Here is a 17,821-nt window from a genome sequence, read left to right as displayed (position 1 = left end):
GCTGCTCCTTTCAGCGTCCGCTGATGACGTTGGCGACGCGTGCGATGACGGAGGTGCGCTCCAGACCCGAGTTCTCGTGCCGGTCGGCGGCGCGGTAGGCGACGTAGAGGCTGCGCACGCCGAGCCAGCGCAGCGGCTCCGGCTCCCAGCCGCGCACCTTGCGGCCGACCCAGGGCAGCCGGGTCAGGTCGGTCTTGTGGCCGAGGATCAGGTCGCGCAGGGTGCGTCCGGCGAGGTTGGTGGTGGTCACGCCGTGCCCGACGTAGCCGCCGGCCCAGCCGAGGCCGGTGTCCCGGTCCAGGTGGACGGTGGCGCACCAGTCGCGCGGCACACCCAGCACTCCGGACCAGGTGTGGTCGATCGCGACGCCCTCGGTGGCCGGGAAGTGCTGCCTGAGGATGGCCTGGAGCTGCGCCTGGGTGGCGTCCCGGGTCTCGCCGCGCTGGTCGACGTGGGAACCGAACATGTACGGGATGCCGCGCCCGCCGATGGCGATGCGGCCGTCGGTGGTGCGCTGGATGTAGCAGTACGAGTTGGCCTCGTCCCCGATCAGTTCGGCGCCGCGCCAGCCGATCTCCTCCCACGCGGAGGCGGGCAGCGGCTCGGTGACGATCATGCTGCTGTTCATCGGCAGCCAGACCCGGCGGTGGCCGCGCAGTCCGGCGGTGAACCCCTCCAGCGCCCGGATGACGTACGACGCCCGGACGGTGCCGTGGGTGGTGACCGCCTCGCGCGGGCGGATCTCGGTGACCTCGGTGCCCTCGTAGACGGCGACGCCCATCCGCTCCACCACGTCGGCCAGGCCCCGGACCAGCTTGGCGGGCTGGATGCGGGCGCAGTGCGGGCTCCACTGGGCGTAACGGGCGCCGGCGATGCGGACCCGCTCGGCGAGCCGGTCCGCGTCGAGTTCGACCAGGTCGTCCTCGCCCCAGCCCTCGGCGCGCAGCGTGGGCAGCCCTTCACGCAGCCGCCGCTCCTGCGCGGCGTTGGTGGCGACGTGCAGCAGTCCGTCCTTCTGGATGTCGGCGTCGATGCCCTCCTCCGCGGCGACCCGGATGACCTCGTCGACGGACGAGAACATCTCCCGCTGCATGGCGACGGCCGGCTCCCGGCCGTGCGACTTCGCGTAGCGGCGCATCTGGCCGGGCGGCTCGGCGCTGAGCCAGCCGCCGTTGCGGCCGGAGGCGCCGAAGCCGGCGAACTCCTTCTCCAGGACGGCGATCCTGAGGTCGGGCTGGGCCTTCTTGAGGTAGTAGGCGGTCCACAGGGAGGTGTAGCCGCCGCCGACGAGTGCGACGTCGACGTCCAGGTCGCCGGGCAGGGCGGGGCGGCGGGCGGGGACGCCGCTCTCCCGGAACCAGAAGGAGACGTCGCCGTTGACGAAGGTGGGGCTGGTGGCGGGGGTGGTGCTCATCGTCCGCTCTCTTCCGTGGCGGCGACCGGGATCCGGTCGCCGGAAGTGGGTGGGTGGGTGGTGCCGGAGGGGTCGTCGAGCAGGACGCCCCGTTCGACGTCCCAGACCACGGTGACCTCGTCGCCGTGGCGGACGCCGGACAGCCGGTCGGCCTGCTCGCGGGCGAGCAGCACGGTGCCGTCGGGCAGGGCGAGTTCGAGCTTGCGGCCGGAGCCCAGGTATATCTCCTGGGTGACACGGGCGGGCAGCGCGTTGGCCCCGGGCGCGACCGGCTCGGCGGCCGGCTGGACCCGCAGGTGCTCGGGGCGGACCACGACGGCGGCCGCGCCGCCCTCGGGCCGCCGTCCGGCGACGCGTACGGTGCGGTCGCCGACCCGCAGGCAGGAGTCGTCGCCGTCCGGCTCGACGCGTCCCCGTACGGTGGAGGACTCGCCGAGGAACTCGGCCACGAAGAGGCTGCGGGGCCTTTCGTAGAGTTCGCTCGCGGTGCCGACCTGCTGGATGCCCCCGTCGTCGAAGACGGCGATGCGGTCCGACAGGACCAGCGCCTCCTCCTGGTCGTGGGTGACGAAGACGAAGGTGGAGCCGACCTCCTGGTGCACCCGCTTGATCTCCAGCTGGAGGGATTCGCGGAGCTTCTTGTCGAGCGCGCCCAGCGGCTCGTCCATCAGCAGCACGCTCGGCTCGTACACCACGGCCCGGGCCAGGGCGACCCGCTGCTGCTGACCGCCGGAGAGTTCGCGCGGTCTGCGGTGGCCGTAGCCGCCGAGCCGCACGGTCTCCAGGGCCGCCTCGACCATCTCGGCGCGGCGGGCCTTCGGCACCTTGCGCTGCTTGAGCGGGAAGGCGACGTTCTCCGCGACGGTCATGTGCGGGAAGAGCGCGTAGTGCTGGAAGACCATACCGATGTCCCGCCGGTGCGGCGGCAGGTCCTGCATCTGCCTGCCGCCGATGGTCAGCGTGCCCGAGGTGGCGGCGGTGAACCCGGCGATGATGTTGAGGGTGGTGGTCTTGCCGGAGCCGCTGGGGCCCAGCAGGGTCATGAACTCGCCCGGTTCGATGACCAGGGAGACGTCGTCGACGGCGACGGAGTCCGCGTACTCCTTGCGCACCTGCGCCAGTTCGATACGGGCTCCGCGCGCCTTTATGAGGCTGGCGTCAGCGGACACGGTTCCTCCTGGCGGTGGCGAAGGTGGCGGCCAGCACGAGCACCGTGGTGAAGACGATGATCAGGGTGGCGGCCGCGGCGATGGTGGGGTCGGTGTCCCGGGTCACGCTGGCGAACATCCTGACCGGCAGGGTCTGCAGGTAGGGGCTCTGGATGAACAGCGAGACCACGACCTCGTCGAAGCTGGTGACGAAGGCGAACAGGGCACCGGAGACGACGCCCGGGGCGATCAGCGGCAGGGTCACCTGCCGGATGGCGCCCCAGCGGGTGGCGCCGCAGATCAGTGCGGCGTCCTCGAGGCGCCGGTCGAAACCGCGCAGGCTCGCCGTCACCGGGATGATGACGAACGGCAGGGCCAGCACGGTGTGGGCGGTGACGAAGCCGAGCAGGGTGCCCAGCAGGTTGTACTGGAGGAAGAGCGCGTACACGCCGATGGCGACCACCACGGTCGGCACGATCATGGGGGCCAGCAGCAGCCCGTACGACGCCTTCACCCAGCGTGAGCCGGACCGGGTGAGCGCGATCGCGGCGGCGGTGCCCAGCACGGTGGCCACCACCGCCACCAAGGCGCCGACCTGGAGCGAGGAGAACAGCGCCTCGGTCCAGCGGGGGTCGGTGAAGAAGTTGGTGTACCAGCGGGTGGACCAGCCGCTCGGCGGGAACACCAGGGACGCCTTGTCGGTGAAGCTCAGCGGGATCACCACGAGCGTCGGCGCGATGAGCCAGAGGCCCACCAGCGCGCTGAACGCCCACAGCGCGATCCGCGCGGGTGCGGTCCTCATCGGGCACCTCCCCGGTTGCGGGTGAAGCGCAGGACGAGGCCGACCAGTCCCAGCAGGACCAGCGTCACCGCCAGCAGCACCACGCCCATCGCTCCGCCGCGGCCCCAGGCGAGCAGCCCGTTGACCTGGGTGAAGATCTGCTGCGAGATCAGCGCCTGGTCGGGCGAGCCCAGGAGGGCCGGGGTGATGTAGAAGCCGAGCGAGGTGATGAACACGGTCAGCGCGCCGGCGCCCACGCCGGGCAGCGACAGCGGCACGAAGACCCGCAGGAACGCGGTGGCCGGGCGCGCCCCCATGCCCTGCGCGGCGTCGAGGAGCCGGCGGTCGATGCCGCTCATCACCGCGTACAGCGGCAGCACCATGAACGGCATCAGCACCTGAGACATGCCGATCACCACCCCGGCGGGGGTGCGGATCAGCTGGAGCGGGCCCAGCCCCACGGTGCCGAGGATCTGGTTGACCACGCCGCTGTCCTGGAGGAGCACCACCCAGGCGAAGGTGCGCACCATCAGACTGGTCCAGAACGGCAGCAGTACCAGCAGGGTGAGCCAGATCCGCGCCCGGGCGCCGACCACGGTCATCAGGTAGGCGTACGGGTAGGAGAGCACCAGGGTCACCAGGGTGACGACGGCGCCGACGGCCAGCGTGCGCACCAGCGTGGCGATGGCGACGTCGCTGGTGAAGAACCAGGAGTAGTTGCCCGCGCCGGGTGCGGGCTCGCTGACGCTGCGCCAGGCCATCAGGCCCAGCGGCACCAGGAAGAGCACGGCCAGCAGGACCAGCGCGGGCAGCAGCAGCCATCCCCACCGGCCGCCGGCGCCCTTGCGGGGCCGGCCGCCGGTGGCCGGGGAGGCGATCTCGATCAGGGCCGTCATGGGTTACCGCGCCAGCCAGTCGGACCACTTCGGGATGACCTGCTCCTGGTTCTCGGCCCACCAGGCGTTGTCGAGCTTGAGGGCCTGCGCCTGGCGCTCGGGGGTGGAGGTGAGGTACTCCGCCGCGGCCGCGTCGACCTTGGGCTTGGCGTCGGAGTTGACCGGCGAGTACGAGGTCAGCTCGGTGAGCTTGGCCTGCTGGTCGGCGCCCAGGTAGTAGTTGATCAGCGCCATGGCGGCCTTGGGGTTCCTCGCGCCCTTGGGCACGGCGAGCGAGTCCGCGACCGGCATGAACTGGTTCCACTGCGGAGCGAACTTGGCACCGTTCTTCACGGCCGAGTAGGCGCGGCCGGTCCACACCATCGCCATGGAGACCTCACCCGACTCCAGCAGCTGCTGGGAGCGGGCGCCGGTGTCCCAGAAGACCAGCGAGGAACGCACGCTGGTGAGCTTCTTCAGGGCCCGGTCCACATCGAGCGGGAAGAGCTTGTCGGGGGCGACCCCGTCCGCGATCAGCGCCGCCTCCAGCGGGCCGGGGGCCGCGTCCGAGGGCACGCCGGGGATGGCGCGCTTGCCGGGGAACCTGGTGGTGTCGAAGAAGTCCGCCCAGCTCTTCGGCGGATTGTCGCCGAACTTGGACGTGTCGTACATCAGGACCATGCCGTACGTCATGGCCGGCACCGAGCACTTGCCCACCATCTCCTTGGGCAGCTTCGAGGTGTCGACGACGGCGGTGTCGAGCGGCATCAGCAGCTTGCCGCACTGGCGTTCGGCCCAGATGGAGTCGGTGTCCACCACGTCCCAGGTGACGTTCTTGGCGTCGACCTGCGCCTTGAGCTTGGTGTAGTCGGTGGGTCCGTCGGAGAGCATCCGCGCGCCGGAGTCCGTGGCGAACGGCTTGACCGCGGCCGACTCCTGACCGTCCTGGTAGATGCCGCCGTAGGAGGCGAAGGTGAGGGTGACGCCGTCGAGCGCGCCCTTCTTCACCTGGCCGGCCGTGGCCGGTCCGGGGCCGAGGTCGACGTCGGCGGCGGCCGGGCCGGTGCCGGCACAGCCGGTGAGGGTCAGCAGCAGGGCGCCGGCGGCAGCGGCACACCCCATGATTTTACGTGATATTCCGGGCATGACTGTCTCCAAGGAGGACGGTGAAGACACAAGGGGACCGAGAGGGCACGGCGCGGAGGCGCACGGCGGCGAAGTCCGCGCGGGCATGGCGCGGTGGTACGCCGCGCGGCGGAGGCGCGGTGAGGAGGTGCGGCGGCGCCGCGGGCAGGAGCGGGGAGGGATCGCGGGTGGTGAGAGGTACGGGTGGTGGGGGGTCCGGACGGGGCGGGTCAGTCCGGGGTCGGCGGGCTGATGATCCAGAGGATTTCGGCAGGCGCCTCGTGGCGGTTGACCACGCGGTGCGGCGCCGAGGAGCGGTATTCGATACTGTCGCCGGCCCCCAGGTCGTGGGCCTGACCGTCGAGTTCGACCCGCACGGCGCCGCTGATCACCAGGAGGATCTCCTGGGAGTCGCCATGGGTGTAGGCGTCGTCACCCGTGGAGGCGCCCGGGTCGAACTCGCCCGCGTACACCTCCAGATGGCTGAGCGGACGCTGCGAGATGAGGAACTTGCGGCTTCCCGGGGCGGTTTGCAGCATCGGCCGGTCGGCCCGCCGCACCACCCTCGGACCCGGCGCGCTGTCCTGGTCGAACAGATCGGCCACGGTGAGGCCGAGCGCCGCGGCGATCCGCCGCAGCATCCCGATGGAGGCGTTCGCCTGCCCGCGTTCCAGTTGGCTGAGGAACCCGGGGCTGGCCTGGGCGGCCTCCCCCAGGGCCCGCAGGGACATCCGCCGCATCGTCCGGTACTCCCGGACACGGACCCCCAACGCCGCGTCGGCGGCGGCGTCGGAGAGGTCCGGAGTTGAGCGATCAGTCATGAGTGAACACCTGATGCGTCTTCAGCGAACACTTTGTTCGCTGACGTGATACGGACCGTACGCTCAGGTGACCTGCCGCACAAGCCCCTCCTTCCGCCGTCACCGGAACGTGATCCCGTCACGAGAGGCCCTGGACGGCGTCCCGCTCGACCGGGCAGCTCATGCAGCGCGGGCCGCCCCGGCCCCGGCCCAGTTCGCTGCCGGGGATCTCGATGACCTCGATGCCCTGCTTGCGCAGATGGGTGTTGGTGGTGGCGTTGCGCTCGTAGGCGACGACGACGCCGGGCTCGACGGCGAGGACGTTGCAGCCGTCGTCCCACTGCTCGCGCTCGGCCGCGTGCACGTCCTGGGTAGCGGTCAGGACCCGGATCTCACTCAGCCCCAGCGCGGCCGCGATCGCGCGGTGCATATGCTCCGCGGGATGGTCGGTGACCTTCAACTCCTTGTCCTCGGAGCCCGGTTCGATGGTGTACGAGCGGAGCATGCCGAGCCCGGCGTACTGGGTGAAGGTGTCGCCGTCGATCATGGTCATCACGGTGTCGAGGTGCATCACGGCCCGCCGCTTGGGCATGTCGAGCGCGACGATCGTCCGGGCCGATCCGGCGGCGAACAGCTTGTGCGCGAGCATCTCGACGGCCTGGGGTGTGGTCCGCTCGCTCATGCCGATGAGCACGGCGCCGTTGCCGATCACGAGCACGTCCCCGCCCTCGATGGTGGACGGGTAGTCGGCCTGCCCCTCGGACCACAGGTGGAACGTCTCTCCCCGGAACAGGGGGTGGTAGCGGTAGATCGCCTCGAAGTGGACGGTCTCGCGCTGCCGGGCGGGCCAGCGCATGGCGTTGATGGACACGCCGTCGTAGATCCAGGCGGAGGTGTCGCGGGTGAAGAGGTGGTTGGGCAGCGGACCGAGCAGGAAGTCGTCCAGCTCCATGGCGTGGAAGCGCACGGACGTCGGCTCCTCGTGGGCGGCCAGGAACTCCCGCTTGGTCATGCCGCCGACGAGGACCTCGACCAGTTCGGCGGCGGGCAGGGTCTCGAAGGCGGCCCTCAGGTGATCGGTGGCGAGCGGCCCGTACTCCTTCTCGTCGAAGACGCGGTCCAGGACGAGCGAGCGGGCCGACGGGATCTCCATCGCCTCGGTCAGCAGATCGCCGAAGAGGTGCACGGCGACCCCGCGGTCGCGCAGCACGTCGGCGAACCCGTCGTGCTCGGCACGCGCCCGGCGCACCCACAGCACATCGTCGAAGAGGAGGGCGTCCTTGTTGCTGGGGGTGAGCCTTTTGAGCTCGAGATCGGGCCGGTGCAGGATGACGCGGCGCAGCCGCCCGGCCTCGGAGTCGACATGGAATCCCATGCCTCCATCCTGGCCAACGGCGGCCGGTTTCACCCACCGCGCACCTGTTTCCACGGCCTCCTTTTCTCGTCACCTTGACGAGAGGAAGGAACTCCTACGGCACTCGGGGCAGGGACCACCGGGGCCCGGGATCGATCCCCCGGGCTCCGCCCCGGCAGAAGGCCCCCTCACAGGCGGGGGTCCACCGGCTCCGACTCCAGCGCCAGCACGCCGAACACCGCCTCGTGCACCCGCCACAGCGCCTCGCCGTCGGCCAGGCGGTCCAGTGCCTCCAGACCGAGGGCGTACTCGCGGATCGCGAGGGAGCGCTTGTGGTGGAGGAAGCGGCCACGCAGACGGGCGAGGTTGTCCGGGCGGGTGTACTCGGGACCGTAGATGATCCGCAGGTACTCCCGGCCGCGGCACTTGATGCCGGGCTGCACCAGACGGCCCTCCTTGCCGCGCACCAGAGCGCCCAGCGGCTTGACGACCATGCCCTCGCCGCCGCAGCCCGTCATCTCCAGCCACCAGTCGACGCCCGCCCGCACCGACTCCGGGTCGGACACGTCGACGTACAGGCGGCGGGTGGTCTGCAGCAGACCGGTGGCGTCGTGCTTCACGAGCCGGTCGAGCAGCGCCAGTTGCCCGTCGTGCGGCAGCCCGGCCAGGCTGCGGCCCCGCACGGCGAGGATCTGGAACGGTGCCAGGCGGACGCCGTCCAGGCCGTCGGTCGGCCAGCAGTAGCGACGGTAGGCGGCCGTGAACGCGGCCGCGTCGGCGGCCCGTTCGCGCTGGCGGCCCAGCAGGTCCGTCACGTCGACACCGCGCGCCGCGGCGCCCTCCAGGGCGGCCAGCGCGTCCGGGAACACCGCGCCGGAGGCCGCGCCGACCGCCGCGTACTGCGAGCGCAGCAGCCCGGAGGCCTTCAGCGACCACGGCATCAGCTCGCAGTCGAGCAGCAGCCAGTCGGTGTCGAGGTCCGCCCACAGGCCCGCCTCGGTGACCGCCGTGCACAGCCGGCCGAGTATCTCCTCGGTGACGGAGGGGTCGTCGAAGAAGGGGCGGCCGGTGCGGGTGTAGAGGGAACCGGTCGGACCGTCCACTCCGAACCGCCTGCGTGCCGCCTCCGCGTCCCGGCAGACCAGGGCCACCGCCCGGGAACCCATGTGCTTCTCCTCGCACACGACCCGGTCCACCCCGTCCTCCCGGTACTGGGCGAACGCCTCTTCCGGGTGCTCCAAGTAGCCGTCGGCCCTCGAAGTCGCCGTCGGCGCCATGGTCGGCGGCAGATACGGAAGCAGCCGCGGGTCGACGGCGAAGCGGCTCATGACCTCCAGGGCCGCCGCCGCGTTCTCCTCGCGCACCGCGACCCGGCCGGCGTGCCGGGTCTCGACGGCCCGGCGGCCGTGCACGTCACCGAGGTCCAGCGGACGCCCGTCGTGCCCGCCGGGTGCCTCGGTGCGCAGCGGCCTGGCCGGCTCGTACCAGACCCGCTCGGCCGGTACGTCGACCAGCTCCCGCTCCGGCCAGCGCAGCGCGGTCAGCTTGCCGCCGAACACCGCGCCGGTGTCGAGGCAGATGGTGTTGTTCAGCCAGGCATGGGGGGTGTGACATGGGCATCGCCGTCCGGTGGTCACGCTCAGAGCCCTGACCAGGGATTCATTGGCGAACTTAGCCGAGCATTGCCGAGCGTAACCAAGTAACTTGGCGCTCCCCGAGGGCTCCCCAGACGCCTTCACCCCCCAGCCGCTCCCCAGGAACTCCCCGGGGATCGGCCTCGGTTCGCCGCCCCGAGCAGGGGCTATTCGCCGGGCGGTATGCCAGGACGGTAGGGCAGTCCGGCCCCTTCCGCGGCGGCCTTCCGCTGCTCCTCCATTCCGACCACGCACTCAGTGCACGCCCGGATGTCCTGGATGCCGCCGGCTGCGGGACGGATCGTCTTGACGTGGGCGGTCGACACCTCGCCTTGTCCGGGGTGGCGGAAGCAGGTCCCGGATGTCCAGTGGTAGAGCTCGAGGATCTGCTGGCGGTCCATGGTTGCTCCTGGCGTGTGGGAGGTCCGGCGGGTCCGGCCGTCTTTGCTATCGACTCGTCGTCTAACCGGTTGGATGCAGTGGATTCAGTGATTCACTCGAAAGAGCGAACATGCGTTCGAAGGCTGACAGTACCGCTAGCCCTGCGGCATGCTCCAGGGCTGCAGGGCTGGCGATGAGGTCCGTCATGGACTGCCGGGGTCTTACGCTGGGCGAAGTCCATGATCGCAGAATGCCTCAGATCTGCTGCTGACTTATGATCTTGGTACGTAAACGGTTGGCAGGGTGCCAGCCGATCAGCCCCAGTGGGTTCTCGATGCCCGCCGGGCCACCGGCGACCGCATCCGTGTGCGACGGCTGCACCAGAACATGACCCAGGAGTCCCTCGCCCACGCCGCCGACATCGATCGGTCGACAGTGCAGCGGATGGAAGCCGGCCACGAGATGAAGCTCAGCCACCTGCTGCTGGTTGCTCACGCTCTCCGGGTGCACGTCGTTGACCTCCTGCACGGGTAGCCGTCAGGCGCAACAGTGTTGCTGAACGGTAGTCAACAGTGGCGGTGGGCGAAATGGAAGCGGATCAGCCCAGATATCTTTGCCCGTTCCATGCACTTCCGTGACGGTCCGCGCATGCCATGGCCAGACATTTCCTGAGCGGCAACGGGAGTCGCCTGCTTCTTGCCTGACAGGCGGGTAATTTGCCGACTTGCGTAATCGAGCGAGCCCCCACCCGGCTAGCGGGTGAGGGCTCTGCCTGCGCCCGGCAGGGCGATCGGTCAGCCGCGCAGGTCGCGGTACTCGTCCAGCGTGCGCAGTGCGGCATTCCATGTCGGCCGGTAGCCGGGGCAGTGCGGCTGGCGGGGCAGTGTCCAGGCGTGCCAGCAGATCAGGCACCACAGCACCCGGGGGTGTTCCGGGTCGGGCTGCGCGTCGTCACCGCACTGCGGACACTGCCCCATGACGATCTCCCTACGGCGTGACGTCGAACTCGCCCTTCTTGGCGCCGACCATGAAGTCGTACCACTCGCGGGTCGTGAACTCGACGGTCTTGCCGGTCACGGAGCTGCGGACGACCACCTCGCCGGGGACGTTCGTTGCCACCTCGACGCAGCGAGGGTCGTTGTTGTTGTACGTGCAGGCGGTGCGGAACTCGTACTCGGGCAGTGCGGGCATGTCCTGTCCCTTCACGTGCTGCTGCGGGGATGCCGGGTGCTGCGGCCCCGGCCGGTGTGGACACCAGCCGGGGCCGCAGTGCGTACAGGTCAGGCGCCGAGCGCGCCCGCCTTCACAGCGCCGACGAACGCGCCCCAGGCCGCGGGCGCCACGGCTGCGGCGCCGCGGGGACGGTCCTTGGTGTCCCGGAAGAACGCGCCGCCGGTGGTCCGGGCGACCTCTACACAGGCGCCGTTGCCGGTGCTGTAGCTGCTCGTCTTCCAGGGCAGAGTGCTGCTGTCCATGGGTCTACCTTTCACTGGTGTCTGTTACGTGATGGGCGGCCATCCGAGCCCCAGGAGACGGCCATCCCGCCCGCCGCGTCGCGGTCGGTACCTACGCGCGGCGGGAGTCCTTAGCGCTGAGGCCAGCGGTAGCCCTCGATGTCCGTCACACAAGTGCGGCCGTTGTAGTAGTCCACGTGGTCGTCGTCGTGGCCGGGGCGCCGGGTGCAGCGGCCACCCCCGCCGGGGCGCGCTGCCCCGCAGTAGCCGGCTGCGCGGAGGGCGGCCAGGACCGCTGCCTCGTCGTGCGCGGTGTCGCGCTTCTGCCCGCTCATCGGCGGCCCTTCTTTCGGTCTTCCTGGGTGAGCGTCGCCTGGCCGCGGTGGCAGTAGCAGGCGCATCGAGTGAGCGGCACGGCCGGCCCTGGCCCGGGTTTGATGTCGACGTTGCCGGAGCAGTATTGGTGCTCGTCGAGGTGGCAGGCGGGGTCGATGCCGTCGTCGCGGCGGGCCGTGCTCATGCCGTGGGTCCTGCGTACTGCTCGCCGAACAGGACGGCGTCGTCGGGGCAGGCGTACACCTCGTTGCCTTCACCGGCGGGGGTGTGGACGTCGTCGACGAGGACCGGCTGCCGGGTGACCCGGCCGCAGTGGCAGCAGAGCTGCGGGATCGTGTCCGTGGTCTGGCGCCCGGGCGCCGGGTCCGTAGGGTTGGTCATCGTCGACGCTCCCAGAAGCGTTGGCCACGCCCCCGGGCCGCGGGCCAGCGGTCGCGGGGGTCTTCTCGTTCATGGGCAGGCTAGCGCTACTTGTATCTGCCCGTCTCGCCCCGCATCGATACGCGTGCAGCGGTATCCCGAGATGCCGCCGCGTGCAGCCCCGCCTAGCTTCGGATCATGGCCACTGACCCGGATGCCGAGATCGACCACGAGGGCCCCGTCACCCCGTACCGGCAGCTCGCCGAGATCCTGAAGGCGCGGATCGCCCGCGGGGACTGGGCGGAGGGCCGGCCGATCGCCAGCGAGACTCGGCTCGTGCAGGAGTACGGGCTCGCCCGGTCGACGGTGCGACGCGCGATTGCTGTCCTCGCCGAGGAGCAGGCGGTGTGGACGGTGCAGGGGCGCGGCACCTACGTGGGACAGCCGCCCGAGTCGTAGCCCGCTGTCCGGTCCTGGCCTTACAGCTTCCCGGCGCCGGGAAAAAGCCTGGTCAGAGACCTAGGCGTGCATAACGCGCGTCCAGGCCATCACGTTCGTGACCGACCTGCCGAAGCCTTCCTCGTAGCCGCCTGTCAGACCCCGGCCGTAGGATCGTGGCCATGTCCTCCCCTCCCCCGTCTTCGGGTCCTGCGCGCTCTGCTGCGGAGCTGAACGCGCAGATCCGTGCGCTGTTTACGCACCGGGACGCGCGGCTGACGGACGAGCAGCGGGAGGAGTACCACAGGCTGCTCGCGGAGCTGCGGCAGGTGGAACGCGGGGACGTCACGACCGCGGCGTAGGGTGACACTGCGACGCCCCGACCGCTTCACCCGGTCGGGGCATCGCTGCGTGCGGGGCTCAGGCCCTCACTTCTCGGTGTCGCCGTGGGCGTGAGAGAGGAGACGCTGGAGCGTCCATGCCGCGTCGTCTCCCGTGCGGGCCGCGTCGGCGAGGGCGTCGCGGAGTTGGTGCGCCTCAGCGTCGGTGAACTTGATCGTGGTCGTGCCGTCGTTCTCAACGGAGAGCATCTGCATAGCCGGCGTCCTTACTTGTCGCTGGTGATGGTGTCGGCGAGGGATTTCACGGGCCCGTAGCGGAGGCGGAGCGCTTCCACAGTCACGCCCAGAGCGCGGGCCATCGCGGTACGCACCCCCCGCTCGCTGGACGTGGCGAGTTCGGCGGCCAGCTCGTCCTCCTGGCCCTGAAGCTGCCCGAGCTCATCGTGGATGCGCTGCAGGCGGAGCAGCTTGTCGCGGGTCGTCTCGTCCATCAGGCGTTCACCGTCGCGGGCGGTACGAAGTCGGCATGGCGGCTGCTGCCTGCGCTGAGGACGTACAGGTAGATCATGGCCGTGTTGTTGTAGGTGATCGTTGCCCCGTAGCGGACAGCACCGGGGGTGTCGCGGTCCTGGTACAGGCTGATGCTCTCGATCTCCTCCGGTGTTGCAGCGACGGCGAGCCCGGCGATGTACTGCTCCAGTCGGGCCAGGTCGAGCTTGCCGCCTTCGACGGGGTCGGGGATGGGCAGGTCCGGATGGGGGTCGCTGATGACGGGCGGGGCCGGGTGCTCGTCGCGCTCACCGTCGGCGAGCCCGCTGGTCACCTGCACGTTCACGGGCACACCGGCCGCCGTGGTGGCGATGATGCCGTAGAGGGAGCGAGTGAAGTCGGCTTCGCTGTAGGTGCGGGCGGCGAGCCGCCGGTCGTGGTTGATGGCGTCGGCGAGGAGACGCTCGAAACGGTCAGGGCGCATGCGGTGGGGGGTCCTCAGTTCTCGTCGGCGATGCGGATGTCGAGGCTGATGGCGTACACGTGGTCGCGGTCGGTGTCGTAGGAGCCGTACCGGTTGTGAAGCTCCCTGTCGGCGTCGGCCTGGTGGTCGTGGACGCCGTAGCTCCTGACCTCGCCCTCGGCCTTGTAGTCGGTCTTGTCGTGCAGGTAGTCCAGGGCAATCCGCTGTGCCGTCCCGGCGCTGTCGGCGATGACGTAGATGGTGCCGCTGATCCGGTCCGAGTGGACGATCGGCATGGTCACTTCTCCTTGTGGGGTTTGGCTTCGTGGTTGCGGACGCTGGTTTCGGTGCCGGTGTAGGTGCAGTCCTTGATGGAGCAGTGCACCCAGCCGCCCTGCTGGACGGCGGCGGCGGTGACGGAGCGGTCGGGGCCGTAGTTGTGGGCGGCGAGGAGGCGGGGGACGGTGCCCCCGTACTCGGCTGCGATGAGCGCGGCTTCGGCGATCTTGTCGTGGCCTCGGGCGAAGAAGGATCCGATGCCGGTCTCGGTGCCGCAGCCGCACCAGCAGAAGCCGGTGGGGATGAGGCGTTGCGGGGTCTCACTCGTCATGCAACCAAGATAGCGAATCTAGATTGGCAATCAAGGTGAACTAGGAAAGATACGCACCACCGCGTAGACACGCCCCCACGCGAACTGAACGCAGCGGCGCCCCGCCGGTCCGTGACAACCAGGCGGGGCGCCATTCGAGTAACTGCACACGTCAGAGACGCGAACAGTGATGCCCCCATGTTACGAGGGGCCGCCGACAACACGGTCGGGCCAGGTGGCGAGCGTCTCGCCCGTCTCCTCGTCGACGAGGGTGACCCGCGCGTCGGGCAGGCTGCCGTACTCCCCCACCCACGCGGCCAGCTTGCGGTCGGCGGTCACGCGGTCAGCCCACCAGCCGTGCATGAGGGGGCGGCCGGCGGTCAGGGTGACGTGGTAGCGCTCGGGGTTCACCTGATCTCCTTCGAGGATGCCCCGGTCTTCAGGCCGGGGAGGAATCGAACCCTTGCGGAGCGGGGCACGGAAAGAGGAATCGCTGTCAGGGCGATTCGTCATCTCCACCCGCATGGGTGAGGGCGACCTCAAGGAGGTGGACGATCTCAGAGTTGAGGGACCGCCGGTCTGAACGGGCCTGTTCAACCAGCCGTGCATGCAGGTCGGTTGGGAGTCGGAGGGAGATTCTCTTCTCATCGATCATGCTAAAATGATGCCATGACGCTGCCGCAGACAGCCAAGGATGCCGGGCACGCCCGGTACACCTACCGGCTTCGCGTGTCGTCAACCGCCCGCACCGCGCTCCTTGCCGAGTGGGACCGGTGCCGATGGGTGTGGAACGAATGCGTGGCCAAGTCCCGGCAGGTGCACGCACACAATCGGGTGCACCCCGAGGGCAGGCTGACGTGCGGTCCGGCGCAACTCGACAAGATGCTGACCGACGCCCGCAGCAAGCTGCCGTGGCTGCGGGACGGCGCGAGCGTCCCGCAGCAGCAGATGATCCGGGATTTCGCCAAGTCCCGCTCTAAAGCACTGAAGGACATTGAGCACCGTCTGCCGGTGAGGCAGCGCGCAGGCATGCCCCGGCACAAGCGGAAGCGTGACGCCGAGCCGACGCTGAACTACACCACCCGAGGGTTCCGGCTGAAGGACGGCCGCCTGCATCTTGCGGGCGGCATCGCCGTGACCGTGGTGTGGTCGCGTGAACTGCCGTCCGCTCCGTCGTCGGTGCGGGTGTACCGGGACAGCCTCGGCCACTGGTACGCGTCGTTCGTCGTGGCCACCGAGGTGCAACCGATCCCCGAAACCGGCGCCGTTCTCGGCATCGACTGGGGCGTCAAGGAGACCGCCACCACCACATCGGACGCGCACGACCTCCCGCACGCCGAACACGGCAAGCGGGCCGCGCAGCGTCTCGCCCGGTATCAGCGGATGATGGCCCGCCGCCGGCCCGCCAAGGGGCAGGCCGCGTCCAAGGGCTACAGGAAGGCGCAGCGGCAGGCCGCGCAGGTCTCCAAGAAGGTTGCACGGCAGCGGCAGGACACCGCCCGCAAGTGGGCCAAGCGCGTCGTCCGCGACCACGACGCCATCGCCGTCGAGGACTTCCGGCCGAAGTTCCTCGCCAAGACCACCATGGCCCGCAAGGCGGCCGACGCCACCATCGGCGCCACCAAGACGGCCCTGATCGAGATGGGCCGCAAGCACGGGCGGGACGTCCGCCTCGTACACCCCGCGCATACCACTATGGATTGCGCATCGTGCGGAGCGAGAACCAAGCACGCACTTCCTCTTTCGGAACGTACCTACACCTGCACCGCGTGCGGAGTCGTGTCCCCCAGGGACAAGAACTCCGCCCGCGTGATGCTGGTCCGGGCTGGTCTCACCCCGGCTGGTGTTGAGGGCGCAAGACCTCTGGGGGCGCCGCTCCCGGAGGCAGCCTGAGCCAGGAATCCCCATCCCTTCAGGGAGGGGAGGATGTCAACCCGCCAGCATGCCCGCCGTGCGCCCGACGTCGTCCGGCGGCACCCTGGTGGCATGGCTGCACGCGTCATCGTCGACCCGCCCGCGGAGGGCGGTGGCCGGCGGGTGCGCGCAGACGGAACCACCCTCGGCACCGCCTACTCGCTCCACGACCTGACCGTGTTCCTCCAGCATGCCGGGCTGGAAGGGTGGGACGAGTTGGACGTCGCCGGGACGGACCTCATCGAATGGCGAGGCGGCGGACCCGAAGAGTGGCGGTGAACACGCGAACGCCCGCCCCGGATCCAGTCAGGGCGGGCGGTCGGAGTCGGCGGTCGCGCTAGGCCATCGCCACTGGGCACCACCAGGTGGCGCGCCAGGTCGTGCAGGCCCGGTGTCCGCGGAGGCCGCTGGCCTGAGCAACCCACACCGGGCGGAAGCCGCCTACACCGCCCAGCGGGACGGTTCAGCCGCTACCCTCAGGATGCCAGACGCACGACCGCCCCGTCCTCGGAAGGGCGGGGCGGAAGGCGAACGTCTCCGGGGGCCTCTGCCCCGCTGCGGCGTTGGTCCCGACGGGCGCGGCGTGGATGCGGGAGGGTCCAGTCGCCTGGTCCCGACCTGATCCCGGCAGACGGTGCGGGGCCGGAGTTGAACCGGCGTCCGTGCCGGGCATGACCCCGGCCGCTCTATACCCAGTGAGCTACCCGCACCCCCAGCATGCCACGGCGCCCACCGCGACGGGGGAAATGCGCGGTGGGCGCCGTGGCCAGTCTGGCACGGGGCGGCTCAGTCGTCCTCGACAGCACGCATGGCTGCTGAGATCTCGTCCTGCATCTTGTACGACGGCGATCGGTCCAGGGCGCCTGCGGCTCGGTCGTATCGTCGCGTGGTTCGTGGGTCGGCGTGGCCCATGGCGTCCTGGACGTCGGCGAGCGGGACGCCCTTGGATAGCAGGGCGGTGGCGTAGGAGTGGCGCAGCGAGTGCGGCGACAGGGCGTTGTGGTGCGGGATGCCAGCGGCCTTGGCGATGCGACGGATCAGCCGGAAGGCGGCGGGTTCATCCATGGGTCGTCCGGTGCGGGTGGCAAACACGTAGTCGTCGGACCCGAGGGAGCGGCCGTCCAGGTGGCGGTCGATGGCTTCGACGGCGAGGGGGACCAGGACGACGCGCTTCTGGCGGTCGCCCTTCGTCAGCAGGTCGGCGACTCGATGGCCCTCGTCGTGTCCGAGGCGTCCAGCGGTGAGTCCGAGGACGGAGCCGATACGCCCGGCGGTGGTGGCCAGGGTGACGATCAGGGCGTAGGTGCGCGTCGATTCGCGCTTGCGGGCGTACTTGAGCAGCGCGGCGAGTTGGGCGGGGTTGAGGCCTCGGGTGGGCGAGTCGTCGGCGGAGACGGAGGGGCGCTCCATTCCTTCGAAGGGGTTGCGGTCGGCGACGTCGGCGCGGATCAGGTACGTGTACCAGCTGGAGGCGGCGGCGAGGCGGCGGGCGCGGGTCGCCTTGGCCAGGCCCGTTTCGCGCAGCGCGGCCTCGTAGTCGTCGGCGTCGGTTGGCCGGGCGCGGGTGGGGTCGGTGCCGGAGGCGGCGCAGAAGGCGAGCCACCAGGCGGCGTCCTTGGCGTAGGCGATGCGGCTGTGTTCGCTCGGTCGCTTGGCGAACCAGGACCGGGTGGCCTTCAAGACGTTGGGCCCGGCGCCGGCCTCGGTGAGCAGAGCGAGCAGCGCCTGGGGGGTGGAAGCGGGGGGCGTACCGCGGAGGCTGATGCCCCGTTCGGTCGGGTGTTCGAGGGCGACTCCGGTGACGGGTACAGCGGGAAGCGTGTCCATGACTACAGGATAAGGGTCATTATTCTGTAGCGTTGCAGGTTCCAACCAGCAGCGCTTCAGGGAACGTTATGCGCTACGTCTCGTCATGGGGGCGTCTG

27 protein-coding genes, 1 tRNA gene and 1 pseudogene are annotated in these 17,821 nt (G+C 70.2%); 5 read left to right on the top strand and 24 right to left on the bottom strand.

What is annotated here, in order from left to right; translation table 11 throughout:
• Positions 1-10 precede the first annotated feature (10 nt).
• The 9 genes and pseudogenes from ACIQMV_RS09085 to ACIQMV_RS09045 all read right to left on the bottom strand — a co-directional run bounded on the left by ACIQMV_RS09085 (position 11) and on the right by ACIQMV_RS09045 (position 9,532).
• Positions 11-1,414, bottom strand: coding sequence for an NAD(P)/FAD-dependent oxidoreductase (locus ACIQMV_RS09085; protein WP_402592135.1), 1,404 nt, complete (start codon positions 1,412-1,414; stop codon positions 11-13).
• Entirely contained in the window at positions 1,411-2,583 is a 1,173-nt protein-coding gene (locus ACIQMV_RS09080; RefSeq protein WP_402592134.1) for an ABC transporter ATP-binding protein, read from the bottom strand. Before ACIQMV_RS09080 ends, ACIQMV_RS09085 begins: the two co-directional genes overlap by 4 nt.
• Positions 2,573-3,364, bottom strand: coding sequence for an ABC transporter permease (locus ACIQMV_RS09075; RefSeq protein WP_141357408.1), 792 nt, complete (start codon positions 3,362-3,364; stop codon positions 2,573-2,575). The genes ACIQMV_RS09080 and ACIQMV_RS09075 overlap by 11 nt, the downstream gene beginning before the upstream one ends.
• Positions 3,361-4,239, bottom strand: a complete 879-nt coding sequence (locus ACIQMV_RS09070; RefSeq protein ID WP_402592133.1) for an ABC transporter permease — start codon at positions 4,237-4,239, stop codon at positions 3,361-3,363. The genes ACIQMV_RS09075 and ACIQMV_RS09070 overlap by 4 nt, the downstream gene beginning before the upstream one ends.
• Positions 4,240-4,242: 3 nt before the next feature.
• Positions 4,243-5,340 carry an ABC transporter substrate-binding protein gene (locus ACIQMV_RS09065; RefSeq protein ID WP_141357410.1) on the bottom strand — a complete coding sequence of 366 codons (1,098 nt, stop codon included), beginning with the start codon at positions 5,338-5,340 and terminating at the stop codon, positions 4,243-4,245.
• A 233-nt stretch (positions 5,341-5,573) separates the two neighbouring features.
• A complete protein-coding gene (locus tag ACIQMV_RS09060; RefSeq protein WP_402592132.1) occupies positions 5,574-6,164 on the bottom strand; it encodes a helix-turn-helix domain-containing protein in 591 nt (196 codons plus the stop codon).
• A gap of 118 nt (positions 6,165-6,282) precedes the next feature.
• Complete coding sequence (locus ACIQMV_RS09055; RefSeq protein ID WP_141357414.1) at positions 6,283-7,518, bottom strand: arginine deiminase; 1,236 nt, start codon at positions 7,516-7,518, stop codon at positions 6,283-6,285.
• A gap of 167 nt (positions 7,519-7,685) precedes the next feature.
• Positions 7,686-9,098, bottom strand: a pseudogene (locus ACIQMV_RS09050) (polynucleotide kinase-phosphatase); the annotation flags it as partial.
• Between the two features lie 200 nt (positions 9,099-9,298).
• The gene (locus tag ACIQMV_RS09045; RefSeq protein ID WP_402592131.1) at positions 9,299-9,532 is read right to left on the bottom strand and encodes a hypothetical protein; all 234 of its coding nucleotides are present in this window, start codon (positions 9,530-9,532) and stop codon (positions 9,299-9,301) included.
• Between the two features lie 367 nt (positions 9,533-9,899).
• Here ACIQMV_RS09045 and ACIQMV_RS09040 point away from each other — a divergent pair, with 367 nt between their 5' ends.
• A complete protein-coding gene (locus tag ACIQMV_RS09040; RefSeq protein WP_402592452.1) occupies positions 9,900-10,046 on the top strand; it encodes a helix-turn-helix transcriptional regulator in 147 nt (48 codons plus the stop codon).
• Between the two features lie 260 nt (positions 10,047-10,306).
• Here ACIQMV_RS09040 and ACIQMV_RS09035 read toward each other — a convergent pair whose 3' ends face one another.
• The 6 genes from ACIQMV_RS09035 to ACIQMV_RS09010 all read right to left on the bottom strand — a co-directional run bounded on the left by ACIQMV_RS09035 (position 10,307) and on the right by ACIQMV_RS09010 (position 11,683).
• A complete protein-coding gene (locus ACIQMV_RS09035) occupies positions 10,307-10,489 on the bottom strand; it encodes a hypothetical protein (protein ID WP_402592130.1) in 183 nt (60 codons plus the stop codon).
• Positions 10,490-10,499: 10 nt separating this feature from the next.
• Positions 10,500-10,703, bottom strand: a complete 204-nt coding sequence (locus ACIQMV_RS09030; protein ID WP_402592129.1) for a DUF397 domain-containing protein — start codon at positions 10,701-10,703, stop codon at positions 10,500-10,502.
• Between the two features lie 89 nt (positions 10,704-10,792).
• Positions 10,793-10,987: a DUF397 domain-containing protein gene (locus tag ACIQMV_RS09025; RefSeq protein WP_402592128.1), complete on the bottom strand. Its 195-nt coding sequence runs from the start codon at positions 10,985-10,987 to the stop codon at positions 10,793-10,795.
• A gap of 110 nt (positions 10,988-11,097) precedes the next feature.
• Entirely contained in the window at positions 11,098-11,301 is a 204-nt protein-coding gene (locus ACIQMV_RS09020; protein ID WP_402592127.1) for a hypothetical protein, read from the bottom strand.
• Positions 11,298-11,486: a hypothetical protein gene (locus tag ACIQMV_RS09015; protein WP_402592126.1), complete on the bottom strand. Its 189-nt coding sequence runs from the start codon at positions 11,484-11,486 to the stop codon at positions 11,298-11,300. Before ACIQMV_RS09015 ends, ACIQMV_RS09020 begins: the two co-directional genes overlap by 4 nt.
• Positions 11,483-11,683, bottom strand: coding sequence for a hypothetical protein (locus ACIQMV_RS09010; protein ID WP_402592125.1), 201 nt, complete (start codon positions 11,681-11,683; stop codon positions 11,483-11,485). Before ACIQMV_RS09010 ends, ACIQMV_RS09015 begins: the two co-directional genes overlap by 4 nt.
• Positions 11,684-11,860: 177 nt before the next feature.
• On the opposite strand from ACIQMV_RS09010, the gene ACIQMV_RS09005 reads away from it, so the two are divergent.
• Positions 11,861-12,121, top strand: a complete 261-nt coding sequence (locus ACIQMV_RS09005) for a GntR family transcriptional regulator (protein ID WP_402592124.1) — start codon at positions 11,861-11,863, stop codon at positions 12,119-12,121.
• Positions 12,122-12,282: 161 nt separating this feature from the next.
• Positions 12,283-12,462, top strand: a complete 180-nt coding sequence (locus ACIQMV_RS09000) for a hypothetical protein (protein WP_402592123.1) — start codon at positions 12,283-12,285, stop codon at positions 12,460-12,462.
• A gap of 66 nt (positions 12,463-12,528) precedes the next feature.
• Here the strand turns inward: ACIQMV_RS09000 and ACIQMV_RS08995 are convergent, their stop codons facing one another.
• From ACIQMV_RS08995 to ACIQMV_RS08965, 7 genes are all read right to left on the bottom strand, one after another.
• The gene (locus ACIQMV_RS08995) at positions 12,529-12,696 is read right to left on the bottom strand and encodes a hypothetical protein (protein WP_402592122.1); all 168 of its coding nucleotides are present in this window, start codon (positions 12,694-12,696) and stop codon (positions 12,529-12,531) included.
• A gap of 11 nt (positions 12,697-12,707) precedes the next feature.
• Entirely contained in the window at positions 12,708-12,932 is a 225-nt protein-coding gene (locus tag ACIQMV_RS08990) for a hypothetical protein (protein WP_402592121.1), read from the bottom strand.
• On the bottom strand, positions 12,932-13,414 hold the full coding sequence (locus ACIQMV_RS08985; RefSeq protein ID WP_402592120.1) for a hypothetical protein: 483 nt from the start codon (positions 13,412-13,414) through the stop codon (positions 12,932-12,934). Before ACIQMV_RS08985 ends, ACIQMV_RS08990 begins: the two co-directional genes overlap by 1 nt.
• 14 nt (positions 13,415-13,428) lie before the next feature.
• Complete coding sequence (locus tag ACIQMV_RS08980) at positions 13,429-13,689, bottom strand: hypothetical protein (RefSeq protein ID WP_402592119.1); 261 nt, start codon at positions 13,687-13,689, stop codon at positions 13,429-13,431.
• Between the two features lie 2 nt (positions 13,690-13,691).
• The gene (locus ACIQMV_RS08975) at positions 13,692-14,003 is read right to left on the bottom strand and encodes a hypothetical protein (RefSeq protein ID WP_402592118.1); all 312 of its coding nucleotides are present in this window, start codon (positions 14,001-14,003) and stop codon (positions 13,692-13,694) included.
• Between the two features lie 180 nt (positions 14,004-14,183).
• On the bottom strand, positions 14,184-14,393 hold the full coding sequence (locus ACIQMV_RS08970) for a hypothetical protein (protein ID WP_402592117.1): 210 nt from the start codon (positions 14,391-14,393) through the stop codon (positions 14,184-14,186).
• Positions 14,394-14,478: 85 nt separating this feature from the next.
• A complete protein-coding gene (locus ACIQMV_RS08965; protein ID WP_402592116.1) occupies positions 14,479-14,637 on the bottom strand; it encodes an Arc family DNA-binding protein in 159 nt (52 codons plus the stop codon).
• A 14-nt stretch (positions 14,638-14,651) separates the two neighbouring features.
• Here ACIQMV_RS08965 and ACIQMV_RS08960 point away from each other — a divergent pair, with 14 nt between their 5' ends.
• Positions 14,652-15,875: an RNA-guided endonuclease InsQ/TnpB family protein gene (locus ACIQMV_RS08960; RefSeq protein WP_402592115.1), complete on the top strand. Its 1,224-nt coding sequence runs from the start codon at positions 14,652-14,654 to the stop codon at positions 15,873-15,875.
• A gap of 93 nt (positions 15,876-15,968) precedes the next feature.
• On the top strand, positions 15,969-16,175 hold the full coding sequence (locus ACIQMV_RS08955; protein WP_402592114.1) for a hypothetical protein: 207 nt from the start codon (positions 15,969-15,971) through the stop codon (positions 16,173-16,175).
• 354 nt (positions 16,176-16,529) lie between these two features.
• On the opposite strand, the gene ACIQMV_RS08950 is transcribed toward ACIQMV_RS08955, so the two are convergent.
• Positions 16,530-16,606 (bottom strand) — tRNA-Ile (locus ACIQMV_RS08950).
• 76 nt (positions 16,607-16,682) lie between these two features.
• The gene (locus ACIQMV_RS08945) at positions 16,683-17,723 is read right to left on the bottom strand and encodes a tyrosine-type recombinase/integrase (protein ID WP_402592113.1); all 1,041 of its coding nucleotides are present in this window, start codon (positions 17,721-17,723) and stop codon (positions 16,683-16,685) included.
• Positions 17,724-17,821 lie beyond the last annotated feature (98 nt).

This window comes from Streptomyces sp. NPDC091412 (assembly GCF_044756885.1).
In the GTDB taxonomy this organism is placed as follows: Bacteria; Actinomycetota; Actinomycetes; order Streptomycetales; family Streptomycetaceae; genus Streptomyces.
This window is presented reverse-complemented; position numbering and strand designations above follow the sequence as displayed.